At 66.9% G+C, this 13,156-nt stretch carries 14 protein-coding genes; 6 read left to right on the top strand and 8 right to left on the bottom strand.

What is annotated here, in order from left to right; all coding sequences use genetic code 11:
- Nucleotides 1-67 precede the first annotated feature (67 nt).
- Complete coding sequence (locus QE397_RS15965) at nt 68-886, top strand: AraC family transcriptional regulator (RefSeq protein ID WP_307095889.1); 819 nt, start codon at nt 68-70, stop codon at nt 884-886.
- A 358-nt stretch (nt 887-1,244) separates the two neighbouring features.
- On the opposite strand, the gene QE397_RS15960 is transcribed toward QE397_RS15965, so the two are convergent.
- Complete coding sequence (locus QE397_RS15960; RefSeq protein ID WP_307095887.1) at nt 1,245-2,093, bottom strand: NAD(P)H-binding protein; 849 nt, start codon at nt 2,091-2,093, stop codon at nt 1,245-1,247.
- Between the two features lie 80 nt (nt 2,094-2,173).
- Here QE397_RS15960 and QE397_RS15955 point away from each other — a divergent pair, with 80 nt between their 5' ends.
- From QE397_RS15955 to QE397_RS15945, 3 genes are all read left to right on the top strand, one after another.
- Nucleotides 2,174-2,890: a TetR/AcrR family transcriptional regulator gene (locus QE397_RS15955; protein WP_307095885.1), complete on the top strand. Its 717-nt coding sequence runs from the start codon at nt 2,174-2,176 to the stop codon at nt 2,888-2,890.
- Nucleotides 2,891-3,046: 156 nt separating this feature from the next.
- Nucleotides 3,047-3,616: a hypothetical protein gene (locus QE397_RS15950; protein WP_307095883.1), complete on the top strand. Its 570-nt coding sequence runs from the start codon at nt 3,047-3,049 to the stop codon at nt 3,614-3,616.
- On the top strand, nt 3,613-4,806 hold the full coding sequence (locus tag QE397_RS15945; protein WP_307095882.1) for a PrsW family intramembrane metalloprotease: 1,194 nt from the start codon (nt 3,613-3,615) through the stop codon (nt 4,804-4,806). Before QE397_RS15950 ends, QE397_RS15945 begins: the two co-directional genes overlap by 4 nt.
- Before the next feature lie 41 nt (nt 4,807-4,847).
- On the opposite strand, the gene QE397_RS15940 is transcribed toward QE397_RS15945, so the two are convergent.
- The 7 genes from QE397_RS15940 to QE397_RS15910 are packed head-to-tail and all read right to left on the bottom strand — an operon-like array spanning nt 4,848 to nt 11,838.
- Nucleotides 4,848-5,192 (bottom strand): hypothetical protein, encoded by a 345-nt coding sequence (locus QE397_RS15940; RefSeq protein WP_307095880.1) that lies wholly within the window; start codon nt 5,190-5,192, stop codon nt 4,848-4,850.
- 39 nt (nt 5,193-5,231) lie between these two features.
- On the bottom strand, nt 5,232-5,624 hold the full coding sequence (locus tag QE397_RS15935) for a hypothetical protein (protein ID WP_307095878.1): 393 nt from the start codon (nt 5,622-5,624) through the stop codon (nt 5,232-5,234).
- A 26-nt stretch (nt 5,625-5,650) separates the two neighbouring features.
- Nucleotides 5,651-6,721 (bottom strand): lipocalin-like domain-containing protein, encoded by a 1,071-nt coding sequence (locus tag QE397_RS15930; RefSeq protein ID WP_307095876.1) that lies wholly within the window; start codon nt 6,719-6,721, stop codon nt 5,651-5,653.
- Nucleotides 6,718-8,199 carry an aldehyde dehydrogenase family protein gene (locus QE397_RS15925; protein ID WP_307095874.1) on the bottom strand — a complete coding sequence of 494 codons (1,482 nt, stop codon included), beginning with the start codon at nt 8,197-8,199 and terminating at the stop codon, nt 6,718-6,720. The genes QE397_RS15930 and QE397_RS15925 overlap by 4 nt, the downstream gene beginning before the upstream one ends.
- Entirely contained in the window at nt 8,196-9,509 is a 1,314-nt protein-coding gene (hmgA, locus tag QE397_RS15920; RefSeq protein WP_307095872.1) for a homogentisate 1,2-dioxygenase, read from the bottom strand. Before hmgA ends, QE397_RS15925 begins: the two co-directional genes overlap by 4 nt.
- A complete protein-coding gene (locus tag QE397_RS15915) occupies nt 9,506-10,750 on the bottom strand; it encodes an oxygenase MpaB family protein (protein WP_307095870.1) in 1,245 nt (414 codons plus the stop codon). Before QE397_RS15915 ends, hmgA begins: the two co-directional genes overlap by 4 nt.
- The gene (locus tag QE397_RS15910) at nt 10,747-11,838 is read right to left on the bottom strand and encodes an alpha/beta hydrolase (protein ID WP_307097596.1); all 1,092 of its coding nucleotides are present in this window, start codon (nt 11,836-11,838) and stop codon (nt 10,747-10,749) included. The genes QE397_RS15915 and QE397_RS15910 overlap by 4 nt, the downstream gene beginning before the upstream one ends.
- Before the next feature lie 252 nt (nt 11,839-12,090).
- Here QE397_RS15910 and QE397_RS15905 point away from each other — a divergent pair, with 252 nt between their 5' ends.
- Both QE397_RS15905 and QE397_RS15900 read left to right on the top strand, forming a co-directional pair.
- A complete protein-coding gene (locus QE397_RS15905) occupies nt 12,091-12,579 on the top strand; it encodes a hypothetical protein (protein ID WP_307095868.1) in 489 nt (162 codons plus the stop codon).
- Nucleotides 12,576-13,148 carry a hypothetical protein gene (locus QE397_RS15900; protein WP_307095866.1) on the top strand — a complete coding sequence of 191 codons (573 nt, stop codon included), beginning with the start codon at nt 12,576-12,578 and terminating at the stop codon, nt 13,146-13,148. The genes QE397_RS15905 and QE397_RS15900 overlap by 4 nt, the downstream gene beginning before the upstream one ends.
- The last annotated feature ends 8 nt before the right edge of the window (nt 13,149-13,156 follow it).

Here is a 13,156-nt window from a genome sequence, read left to right as displayed (position 1 = left end):
TGCGGATGCGTGGGGTGTTCTACGTTCGATCGGAACTGACGGCTCCCTGGGTCTCGACATCCCCGCGATGGAGGACTGCCTGTGGTTTCACGCACCGGTGGTGGGATCGTGCCTGCTCGACCTGCCGGGGACGGACCCTCGGCTGGTGGGCGAGGGTGAGTGCGTGCTGGTCCCGCACGGTCGAGGCCACCGAGTGGTGGACGATCCGTCATCCCTGTCGGTGTCGATGTACGACCCGGAGCCCGAGTGGATCTCGGACCGCTTCATCGTTCTCGAGCACGGCGGCGGGGGCGAGCGGGCCGTGTTGATCTGTGGCGCAGTGAAGTTCGATCATCCGACTGCCCGCTCACTCCTCGACGTGCTGCCCGACGTGCTGGTGGGTGATCGCGGGTCTGCGGTCTCGGCCGCGGTACTGGAACTGCTCGCGAACGAGGCCGCTGCCCGCCGGCCGGGTGGGGAGGCCGTGGTGACGCGGCTTGCCGACATCCTGATCATCGATCTCGTCCGAGCGTGGCTCCGAGAGGAGGGCGCTGAGATCGGCGGCTGGCTGGGGGCGTTGCGCGACAGACAGATCGGTGCCGCGGTCATCGCGATGCACCGGCATCCGGAGCGGCCGTGGACGGTGGCGGATCTGGCTCGGACGGCGGCGATGTCTCGATCCGCCTTCGCCGCGCGCTTCACCGCGCTGGTGGGTGAGGCCCCGCTGGTCCACCTGACCCGTCGGCGCATGCAGCTCGCGGCGGCGGAGCTCATGAGATCGAACGCCACCATCTCCTCGGTCGCGGCCTCGTTCGGATACGGGTCCGACGCGGCGTTCTCGCGAGCGTTCACCCGCACGATGGGTCGGTCCCCGTCGTCGATGCGGCACTCAGGGTCGGCGTCGTAGGGGCATCCTGTTGTCCGACAACCCCTCACATCGGACGAAGACTCGGAGCGGCACGAACGGAGGCTATGCCTCAGCCTTCCGGGCTGCCACACGGTGGGCGGCATCCTGCACGAACCAGTAGGCCACCAGGCCGACGTACACGCCGACGAGCCCGCCGGTCACCCGTACGCCGCGCCGACGAGACAGAGACTCCCACGACACAGACATCGCACACCCTCTCACCGAACACGTCACCGATCCGGTGATTGTCCTCCGAACATGCCGATCAGCACAACGGCTGCGAGTGACGGCGGAACGATCGGCCTGAGTCTCGCTGTCCTGGAGTGCCACCCTCGGGCTCTGACGGGCGCCGTGGAGGCTACGCGAGAGTCAGCGCGTCGCGCACGGTCGCAGGCGACCTGCCGAGCAACTGGCCCAGCAGTGGATCGACGCCGGCGAACCAACCGCCGGCTGCAGCGTCGAAAATCCCGAGTGTGAAGCGAGCCGCGAATTCCGGCTGCCCCGAGGCGACCCGGGCTGCGATCCAGTCCTCGGGGTCCATCAGGACTCGCCGTACCGTCCGCCCGGCCACGTCGGAGGCGATCGCCGCCACCTCCTCGAAGGTGGGTGCGGACTCGGCGGTCACCGTGACTGGTCCGTCGTACGCGCCGTTCGATGCGATGATCGCCGCCGCAGCCTCCGCCGAATCCGCTCGGGACGTCCACGACACCGGACCGTCGGCCGGAACGGTGATGACACCGGACTCGCGCCAGGGGCCTGTCGACCAGGCCAGGCTGTGGGCGTAGAAGCCGTTGCGCAGCGAGGTCCACGGCAGGCCGGAACCCGCCAGCAGCCGCTCCGTCGCCGCGTGGTCTCGACCCGGACCGAACGGTGTGTCGTCCGCGGCCCCCTGATGACTCGTGTACAGGATTCGCCCCACGCCCGCGGTGACGGCCGCGTCGATCGCGTTGCGGTGCAGGGAGACTGCGTCGGCCCTCGGATCACTGGACGAGACGAGCAGCAGCTGATCGGCATTCGCGAACGCGTCCGGCAGCGACGCCGGGTCTGCGTAGTCGCCGTGGCGCACCTCGATGCCGAGATCGGCGAAGCGTCGGGCCCTGGACGCGTCTCTGACCGCCACCGCGATCTCCGAAGCGGGGCGATGTCTGAGCAGGTGGTCGACAGTGGCGCCGTTCAGCGCGCCGGTGGCGCCGGTAATGACGATCATGAGTGCCTCAGTTTCGTTGGTATCGCACCGTTGTTATCGATGGAAACACGACGGTATCACGAGACTGTTATCGTTGGAACGTGATCAAGCCGACCAGCACTCGAGGCGACGTCCGGGCGCGGATCATCGAGGTCGCGGCCGTCCTGCTGCGCGATCACGGCGTGGCCGCAGTGACCACTCGTGGGGTTGCCGAGGGTGCCGACGTACAGCCCCCGACGATCTATCGACTGTTCGGCGACAAGGACGGTCTCCTGGAATCCGTCGCAGAACATGTTCTGGCCGAGCATGTCTCGATGAAGAGACGCATCACCGAGACGGCCGCGTCGCAGGGCGTGGATCCCCTCGTGGACCTGCACGACGGGTGGCTGACGCAGGTCGAGTTCGGCATCGCCAACCCGGAACTGTTCCGGATGATGAACGGCCCGCAGCACCTGACACGATCTCGCGCGGCGCAGGCCGGCATGGACGTCCTCCGGGCTCGGATACACAGGGTCGCCGAGACGGGCCGACTGCGGGTGAGCGAACAACGGGCCCTCGGACTCGTCCAGGCAGCGGGTGTGGGCACGATCTCGGTGCTTCTCGCGACTCCGGCCGAGGACCGCGACGACGAGTTGGCCGACGCGATGTTCGATGCCGTCATGCGGCAGATCCTCGCCGACCCGCCCGACCGCGAGCAGGACGACCACGCCGCCGCCGCGGTCGCTTTTCGTGCGATCACGCCGGCGTTGGACACGTTGAGCGCCGCCGAGCGCGCGGTCATGGTCGAGTGGCTCGATCGGGTGATCGCCGGACTCTGACACTCGACTCGCCGTTCTCGTCGAGGTCGTTCACAGCGGACTGCACGGACCGCGTGGTTTGTGACAAAGTACGAACAACGACGAGTTCGAGGGGTATCCGTGACACCACTGTTGAACGCTCCTGCACATCGACATCGAGTACCGGTCGAACATCGTGTGCTGGGTCTCGACCGTCGAACGTGGCCACCGGCGCTCGTCGTGCTCGCTGTGTTCCTGATCTTCACCGTGGTGGTTCCGCGCATCGACGCTGCCCTCGACTGGGACGACCCCGTTCTGGCAGGGCAGCAGCTTGCACTCACCGACACCCTCGTCTTCACCCCCGTCGCCGGTTACGACGTCGAGTCCGGCTTCCGTGTCGGAGACGGAGGCACGTTCGGCGATGCCACCCTCGCCGGGGCCGGCATCACCTTCCAGGTGTCGACAGACTCGTACGACGGCACTCCCGATCAGCTGCTCGACCAGGTGCAGAAGGTCACGTCCCGGACGGACGACCCCACCTTCCGGGTCGACGGGAACAGGGCCACTCTCACCACGGCGGCCGGCGAGACCGGAGTCGCGCAGCCCTACAACAGCGTGCGAAGCGACGGGGTGATCGCGGCCTTCGTTCTCGGCGGCACAGGGGTCGACATCACTGCCTACGGGCCACCCACCCAGATGACCGCAGCCCTCGACGACGTCCGAGCGATGATCGCGAGCATCCGTACCGTGGATGGGGACGACGCATGAGCACTGTCGACCCCCGTACGTCTCCCGAGACGGTCGGCACCGAAGCTGGTCAACGCCGAGCGGAAGCAGTCGAGATCTCCGGGTGGGGTGCGAGATTCCACTTCATGCAGCCTCACAACCTCTCCTTCTGGGTCTACCTGGCGCTGACCGCCATAGGTGCGTTCCAGGCGTGGGCGTTCTTCGCACCCGACGCCGGGTTCTACGCCGAAGGGTTCGCGGTCGCAGCGGTGCTGTGCGGGTTGTGCGGACTCGCGTGGCTTGTCTGGTTCCATCACATCGACCGGTGGGAGCGGCAACCAGGCGGGCTCGTGGTCGCTGCCCTCGTGTGGGGCGCTGTCCCGGCAACGTTCGCCTTTGCGATGACCGTCAACACGGCGATGCTCGGCATCTACCCCAAGCTGTTCGGTCAGGAATGGAGCGCGAACTGGGCGGCAGGTGCGACGGCACCGTTCACCGAGGAGGCGGCCAAACTCTGTGGTTTCCTGCTCCTGATGAGCCTCGCCCCGCGTCTCATCCGCACCGCGAACGACGGCCTCATCGTCGGAGCGTTCATCGGGCTCGGATTCGCCGTGTTCGAGGACTTCCTCTACGCGGCGAGTTCCACTGCTCGGGCATTCGGCACCGATCCCGTGGGCAACGCGGTGCACATGTCCGTCGTACGCATCGCCGTCAGTTTCGCCTCCCACCCTCTGTTCAGTGCCCTCGTCTGCACCGGAGCCGTCTATCTGATCGGGACGGCAGCGCAACCCCGGCGAGTCGGGCGTGGTGCGGCCTTCGTCGTCGCCGGCATGTTCCTCCACTTCACATGGGACGACGCCGGCGGTCTCGGGGGCGGCGGTCTGGGAAACTTCGTGGTGCTCCTGGCGTCGGTCGTCATCGGGTTCACGGTGCTGACCATCGCGTTCCGCCGGGCCGCACCGCGTGAGTATCAGTTCGTCCGCGACATCCTCGCCCCGGAAGTCGAGGCCGGTGTCGTCACCGATGCCGAGGTCGACGGTGTGCTGGACAAGAGGGCACGCAAGGCATTCGTGAAGTCCGCGCCCACTCGGAAGGCCCGACGAGCCCGCACACATCTGCGTCGCGCCGTTCTGGACCTGGCGCACGATGTCGCCCGCGAGAAGGGGGAGGACACCGAGTCCGTACGCCACTCTCGCAGCGAGGTCGAGCGGTTACGAGCAGTGGCCGGGTGATCGACAGCCGACCTTCTGGACCACGACTGTTCCCGTGTGGGTCAGCGCACCACCTCCACCCGAGCATCGAAGTCGAACCTGTTGATCGCTCCGATTCCCGTTGCCGTCTCGGTGCCCATCAGGAACGTGATGGGTGAATTCGGCTCGGCGGTCACGTGCCCGATCCCGGCCTGCGCCGTCGGCCGATGGACCGTCAAGCGGAGAGCACTTCTGCTGTTCTCGGTGTCCTTCCAGATGCTGACCTGCCCGAGAGGCGACGGCAGTCGTGGAACGGGCGCCTCGTCCACGATCCGTACGGAGCCGCCCTCCGAGAATCCTCCGACTGCGTCGGCAGTGGCGCCGACTCCCGGCACCAATGCGATGTCGAATCCGGCCTCCCGCATCAAGTCGTAGATCTGTTGGTTGTCTGTGACCTGCTCGACGGTTTAGAAGTGGTATCCCGGCCGAGCATCCTCGCGGTCGACGGAGAGGACGCGCTCACCGAAGGCGACGGGACCGTCGACGGGGACGCCGTCGATGATCCCGCTCTGGCAGGTCTCGACACCCATCAGGAGCGATGAATTACCCGGAATGCCGGGGCCACCGGGCAATCCGATGAACGACGAGGAGGTGTAGCCGTCCGGCAGTGCGGCGGCTGCGCGCTCGCGTAACACTGAGACGATGGCGGACACCTCGACGCAGTCTCGAAGCTGGAAGCTGCCGAGAACATCGTTCGGCGTGGCGGACGCAGACGGGGCGACTGCCGAGATCAACGCGAGCGCGAGTCCTGTAGTGAACGTGACGGCGGCGGGTCGCACGCCCTTCGAGTGTGTGTGCATCGGATGTCTCCCTGGAATCGTAGGCGTCAGTTCAGGGCGACGAGCTCGTGAAGTGTTCGGCCCGTTCGGGTTTCGGTGACCCCGTCACGTACGACGGTCAGTTCGAACGTCGAGTCGAAGCGGAAGTACCCGGGGTGTCCGACGAGGCTGTAGAGCAACGGGCGGAACATACGATGGCCGGCGATGGGAACGTCGTCCAGCAGGTCGTGGGCGTGCACGACGTTCTGGACGGTCAGCAGGAGGGACACCTGTCCCGGTACCTCGATGCGGAGCCACGCGGGGTACGACCGATTGGCGATCTCGTTGAACACCATCGGCCCCTCGGTGACGTCCGCTTCGCCGGAGCTCAGGACGATCTCGCCCTTGTACGCCAACATCAGTGGGCGACTCTCGTGGGCACCGAGCCGAGCCTGCGTCTTGACCAAGGCATAGAGCAAGGAATAGTCGTCGTCGTACAGTCGGCCCCAGTGCCAGCGGTCGATGACGCGCTTCATGTCGCCCGCGCCCCAGTTGTGGTCCGCGTAGCCGCGCCCGGTGACGGCAGTGGTTCTTCCGGCGATGGTGATGGATCCCTCGACCCGCGCACGCGGCGCGGCGACGACCCAGCCGAAGACGTCGGTGCCTCCGAACAACGTCTCTCCCTCGCCGGGCATCCAGCTCGGAAGTTCGTTGTGGAAGCGGAGATCGAAGGTGACGTCCTCCTCCGACAGGTAGAGGTGATGGATGGGGAGCCCGTCGGCGGGGAACTCCGCCCACGCGTGATTAGGCCCCACGACGACGTCGCAGGCGGCGATCGACGCGGTGGCGTCCTTCTTGGAGTGACGGACGAAAATCTGCCGCCGTGAGCCGTCGGGTGCGTAGATCAAGATCTCCACGCTCGGTTTCGCCACCAGCGCAGGCTCTTCCGGCCGGCGCAGGTTGAGGAACCCGATGATGGTGTGACCGTCGTCGAGGTGGGCGTCGAAGTACCAGTGCTCGAAGCCGGACCGGCTCCCCGGCACGGGATGAGCGGCATTGTGCCGCGGGTGGACGTCGGTCAGCCGAGCGTCGCGTCGGCCGGGGCCGTTCCAGGTCTCGACGATCTCCGGCGCGCTCATGCGGAGAATCCGATGTGAACGGTCTTCTCTTCGGTGTCTCCGTCGAGTCCGGTGCGGCCGAGTTCGCGGCCGACCCCGCTCGCGCCGCGTCCGCCCCACGGCAGAGCCGGGTCCGGCACACCCCACCCGTTCACCCACACGGTGCCCACGCGAAGTTGCTCGACGACGGAGTGCACTCGGGAGATGTTCTGCGAGTAAACCATCGCGTTGAGGCCGTATTGCGTGTCGTTGGCGATCGCTACGGCCTCCTCGGTGGACGAGAAGCTGATGACGGTGGCGACGGGGCCGAAGATCTCCTCCCTGGCGATGGTCAGGTCGTTGTGTCCGCGGAAGACGGTGGGCTGCACGAACTGTCCCGGGCCGTCCAGTCGGCGCCCCCCGGTCACCAGTTCTGCACCCTCGGCGACACCGGAGTCGATGTATCCCATGATGCCGTCCAGTTGTCGTTCGTTGACGATGGTGCCCATCGTGCTCGCATCGTCGAACGGGTCTCCGATCACGGCCGCGTCGGCAGCGGCAACCAGCCCCTCGACGACGCGATCGACGACGGACTCGTGAGCGAGGACGCGGGTGCCCGCGGCACATACCTGCCCCTGGTGGTAGAAATTGCCCATCGCGATCCACGGCATCGCCGCGTCGAGGTCGGCGTCCTCGAAGATCAGTTGCGGTGCCTTACCGCCCAGTTCGAGGACGATCTTGCGGAACGTGCTGCCCGCGAGCGCCTGGATCTGCCGGCCGACACGGGGACTGCCGGTGAAGGACACCTTGTCCACACCGGGATGGCCGGCCAAGGCCGCACCGGCGGTCACGCCCAGACCGGTGACCACGTTGAGCACACCCGGCGGTAGACCGGCTTCGGCACACAGATCCGCGAGGTGCAGCGTGGACAGGGACGCGTCCTCCGCGGGCTTGATCACCACCGTGTTCCCTGCGGCGAGTGCGGGTGCCAGCTTCCACGCGGCGATCAACAGCGGGTTGTTCCACGGCGTGATCGCGGCGACGACACCGAGAGGCTGCCGGACGGTGTAGCCGAACCGGCGTTGCGGGCCGAAGTCCGGCAACATGACGGTGGTTCCGGAGATCTTGTCCGCCCACCCAGCGAAGTGCCGGAACACCGCGGCAGCGGCCGGGATGTCGCCGTTCACGGAGTCGCGGAACAACTTGCCCATCTCGACTGCTTCGAGTGCGGCGAGGGTCTCGCAGTCGCGATCGATCAGATCCGCGATCGTGAGAAGGATCCTCGTACGTTCCGGGCCGCTGACGCGTGACCAGTCACCGTCGAACTGCGCATGTGCAGCGCGGACGGCCCGGTCGACGTCGGCCTCGGCGCCGGCAGCGACGGAGGTGACGAGAGCACCCGTGGTCGGATCGATGCTGTCGTAGGTCTGCCCACCGGAGGCAGCCTGCGAGACGCCGCCGATACGCAGCAGCGGATCGGGCAGGGCGACAGAGGGACGGGTGGTGGTGCTCGCGGTCATGACTGCTCCGGGTTGGTGGGAGTGAGGGGAGACGTGAAGTGGCGCTGCAGTCCGGCCCACGAGGAGTCGTAGTCCGGCTGGCGATGCGGTGCGTCGTGGGCGAGTGGGGTGACGAGCAGGGGGAGCCGCGTCTCGAACATGAACGGCAACGATCCTTCGAGCTTCTGCGGTGCCAGGTCGGCCGCGGTGGCGAGGTCGAAGGTCTCCTGGTCCGGTCCGTGCGCACCCCACATGTTGTGCAGACTTGCACCCCCGGGCAGAAAGCCTTCCGCCTTGGAATCGTGTTGCCCCCGGACCAGTCCCATGAACTCGGTCATGACGTTGCGATGGAAGTGCGGGGGCCGGAACGTGTGCTCGGCGACGTTCCAGCGCGGCGGGAAGATGGCGAGATCCACATTCGCCTGTCCCGGCCGTTCGGAGGGCGACGTCAGAAGCGTGAAGATCGACGGGTCGCTGTGGTCCCACCCGAGTGTCCCCATGACGTTGAAATCGGCAGTGTCGTATTTGTACACACCGTGATTGCCGTGCCAGGCCACCACGTCGAGAGGCGAGTGGTCCAGCTCTGTCGAGAAGAGTCGGCCGCCGAACTTCTGGATCTTCTCGACGGGTCGGTCGTCGTCCTCGAATGCTGCGACGGTGTAGTGGAAGTCCCGCGCGTGGGCGAGACCGTTCGCGCCGATGGGTCCGAGTTCGGGGAGGGTGAAGTAGGACCCGTAGTTCTCGCACACATAGCCCGCGGCATCGTCGTCGAGCAGCACGACTCGGAACGTGATGGCCCGTCCGACGACGGCGATCTCGCCGGGAGCGACGTCGACGATTCCGACCTCGGTGTGTATCCGCAGACGGCCCGATTGGGGAACGATCAGCAACTCGCCGTCCAGGTCCGCGACGTAGCGATCGGTCATCGAACTCGTCGCGTGGTACAGGTGGATCGCGATGCCGTCACGCTGCAGCGCATCACCGTTCGCGGCGACGGTCGTGAGGCCGTCGAGGAAGTCGGCCGTCTCGAAGGGGCGGGCCACCGGGTTCCACCGAAGCCGGTTCACGTCGAGAACCCCGTCGGTCAGGGGCGCGGATCGGAGCGTCGGATGGTCGATGGGGTGATACCGCGGGTGCGCTGCACTGGGGCGGATCCGGTACGTCCAGGTGCGTCGGTTGACCTCTCGCGGCTCGGTGAACGCCGTCGCGGACAGTTGCTCCGCGTAGAGGCCGTGGGGCGCTCGCTGCGGCGAGTTCTGACCTCGGGGGAGTGCACCGTCGAGGGCTTCGGACTGGTGTTGGTTGCCGAAGCCGGAAAGATACTCGGTCATCGTCGCAGTGCTCCGTTCGCGTCGAATTCGGCCTCGCGGCCGTTCATCTGGTCCCGGTACCACCGGAGTCGTTGTGCCACAGCGACCTTCTCGATGACGGGCGCCACTCCGGGCAGGAATCGTCGGGAGAGCTCGATCGCTGTCAGGAGAGGGAAGCGCAGGAGGATGATCAGGATCCACGGGAACGCACGAGGCATCGTGTAGTCCGACCGTGTCACCGGACTCATGAAGAGAGCGGTGTAAGCGCCGTGAATGCCGTAGTTGTACCGCGCGCGGAGACGCGCGAGGCCTCGCTGCTCGGGGCGCGGTGCGAAGCCTGCGGGGAAGGACTCGATGAGTTCCTTGCCGTGTGGTCCGGCGTCGTAACTGCGGGCGGCCGACACCATCGCCGTCATGCGGAGCGAGTCGGCGATGGTGGTGGGGAAGTTCGACACGTCGACACCCAGCAGGTGGCCCATGTACTTCTGGAAATGGAGCAACGCCCGGATCTCGTCGGCGGTGGTCTGCAGACCCACCAGCCGCAGAGCAAGTGCCGGAACGGTGCTGCCACCGAGGAGGGTCAGCATCTGATACCCCTGGCTGATGGGGTAGCCCCACTTCTCGCGATCCCACTCCGGGTGTCCGTCGACCTTGCGGCGTACGGCGACGTGCATGACGCGGACCTTCATCGCGGTGGCTCGGCCTTCGGACCCGATGCGGGACAGGGCACCCGGCTCGGAGGTGTCGATCCAGAACTTGCAGGTCTCGAGGAATCGGCGCATCGCGTTGTCGCCGGCGTACCCGCCTGCCAGTGAGAGCGGGGTGGCGACGGCAGCCTCGGTGTACATCTCGAGCGTGATGCCGCCGGCAACGGTGAACAGCATCGTGCCCCACCGTCGCCACACCGCGGCCCCGCGCTCCACCAGATCGGTGTCGAGCCAGTCCGGTTCGGTCTCGAACTCGTCGAACAGGACGCGCATGCTCTCGGGAACGTCGGGAAGAGAGTCGATCCCGTGAGCCAGTGCACGGTCGAGGAGGGCGCGTGTTCCGGTCGGGTCTGCCGCGTACACCTCGTCGACGAAGTTCTCGGCCACGGTGTCGCCGAGGAACAGACTCTCGCAGAACTCCCGCGCGACGTCATCGCTGGGAAAAGGCGACGACCGGAACACTCGCTCGAACAATGCTTCGGCGCGTTGGATGCGGGGACTCTGCCGGTGGTCCCAGTAGGTGAACGCGGTGGGAGTGCGGGTAGCGCTGGTCATCTCGGTGTCCTTTCCGACAGAGCGGTGGTCAGCCATGCCAGCGCTGCGGTGGTGACTCGGTCGACTCCGTCGGGTTGATCGACCAGGTAGTGGTTCAGGTGGGGCATCTCGATGACCGTCGCGTCACCGCGAGCTGCGGCCATCGCACGCGCATCGTCGGCGAAGGCGGCTTGGTCGCCGAGCAGAGGCATGACGAGGGTGGGAACCCTCACGTCGGTCAGGTTGCGCACGGCATCCACGTTCGTGTGGTCGAGGCTCCACGTGCTGAGCCAGCTGCGGACCGAGACGAAGCGCGCGAGTCCGCCGGCGGCGGAATTGGCCGCGACCGGATTCCCGTACATGCTGCCCGGCAGCCGATCACTCGGATCCAGCGTCATGTCGACGAAGCGCGGATCTGCCACGGTGCGATGGACGACGAAGGCTCGGTCCGACGCCCCGCCCCGAGTGAGATCCTCCAGTTCTCTCCACGCCCACGTGTCGATCCTGCGCATGCGGGAGAGCTGCGCCGCCCGGTATTCCTCGACCCACGTGCGGTCGAGTGGCGTCGTACGTCCAGGTGCGTAGAGGTCGAGGTCGGGGGCGACCGAGGACGGGTCGGACTCGTCCACGACTGCTCCGTCGATCCAGTGGCGCAGGACGCGGGCGCGTCCGGAGTGCGCTCCGACGAGCATGAGGGCATCCGCAGGAACGAGCTCCGCCGACGCGAGATCGACCGGGTCACCGGCGGGAGTCGTCGTGATCGTCGGAGTCTCGGCCTGCGACTGGTAGAACGCGGACAGCGAACCGCCGCCGCTGAATCCGAGGAGAACGACCTTCTCGAACCCGAGCTCGTCCTTCATCCACCGCACACCGGCGCCCACGTCCAGGGCCGCGCGTTCCATGATCAGTGCCGGCTCGTTGGAGGAGTAGCGGGTGTTGAGACCCATCGTGGGGATGCCGGCGGCGGCGAATCCGCGGAGCAGGAAGTGCGACAGGAAGTCGCTCGACGGGTGCGCCATCAGGATGCCGACGCGTCGATCAGGGTTGCCGCTGGGCGACACCAGATTCGCATGCAGCGTCGGGTAGTGCCGGGAGAGTCCGGAATGCATCTCCACGCGCCCGTCCCGCGCCGGTTCGTACGGTATTCGCTGGAACTCGTCGACTGTCTCCGGCACCTGCCCCCCTGCTTTCGATCGGTGAAATCCGGTCGTTCGTGTGGAGCGAACGTACCGTACTACCGGGTATGGAGAAAGCGTTTCGAGCAACGAATTCTGTTCCGCTGTTTCGGAATCAGCAGCCGTACTCTGTAGTACGGTCGACCCCGAGGGCCGCGCTGGAGGTGGCCCGGGACAGGAGGGGCTGTGCGCACACGAACGCGGGTGATCGTCGGTGTACTCGCTGTCGCTGCGGTGGCCACCTCGGTCACGGTCTCGGCCTCGACGTGGATGCAATCTCAGGAGGTTCGGGAGCGCGCCACGCTCGAGCAGCAGTACCTGCAGGTCGCACGGCAGGGCGTTCTCGACCTCACGACCATCTCCGCAGACACGGTCGATGCGGACGTCGAGCGGGTGACGTCGGCGTCCACCGGTCGCTTCCGCGACGAGTTCTCGGAGCGCGCAGCAGATTTCGTGTCCGTCGTCCGGGATGCGGACGTCACTGCCACCGGAGCGGTGAGCGAGGCGGGAATCGAGTCGATGACCGATTCCGAAGCGCAGGTGCTCGTGGCTGCGACGTCGACGGTCACCAATGCCTCGGGAGCCACGGACGAGCCGCGTGTCTGGCGCCTGCGCGTCTCGGTCGCACGCGACGGTGACCGCCTTGCGTTGTCCGACGTGCAGTTCGTGCCGTGAGCGACGATGTGGCGGTCACTCTGGACGCCGACACGGAACCTGAGGATGCGGTCGAGGACAACGCGGCGACCGACCGACGACGAGGCCTGCGCCGGAGGGGTGCGCAGATCTCGATCGCCGTCGGAGTCGTTGCGTTGGTTGCTGTCCCGGTCGCCATCGTACTGACGGTCCCGGATCGGGTGGTATCCGATGCCGTCGAGTCTGACGTCGTCAGGGCGGCGACGGAGGGGACCGTCGCCGTCCTGTCCTACCGAGCCGACAGCGTGCAGTCCGACGTCGACGGCGCGAAGGCACGCCTCACCGGCGATTTCCTCACCTACTATTCCGGTTTCGCCGAGCAGTCCGTCGTTCCGGGAGCGATCGAACGCGGACTCACCTCGAGCGCGGTCGTGTCGGGTGCCGCACTCGTCTCGATGGACGACGCCGAGGCCGTCGCGCTGCTGTTCGTCAACCAGACCGTCACTGCGGCAGACACTCCAGACCCGCGTGCCACCTCGACCAGCCTCCGCGTGGAGATCGCGCAGGTGGACGGCCGATGGCTCGTCTCCGCGCTGGATCCTGTGCGGTAGATCGCCGG

It is taken from the genome of Rhodococcus sp. SORGH_AS_0301, from assembly GCF_030818285.1.
Taxonomy (GTDB): Bacteria; Actinomycetota; Actinomycetes; order Mycobacteriales; family Mycobacteriaceae; genus Rhodococcoides.
This window is presented reverse-complemented; position numbering and strand designations above follow the sequence as displayed.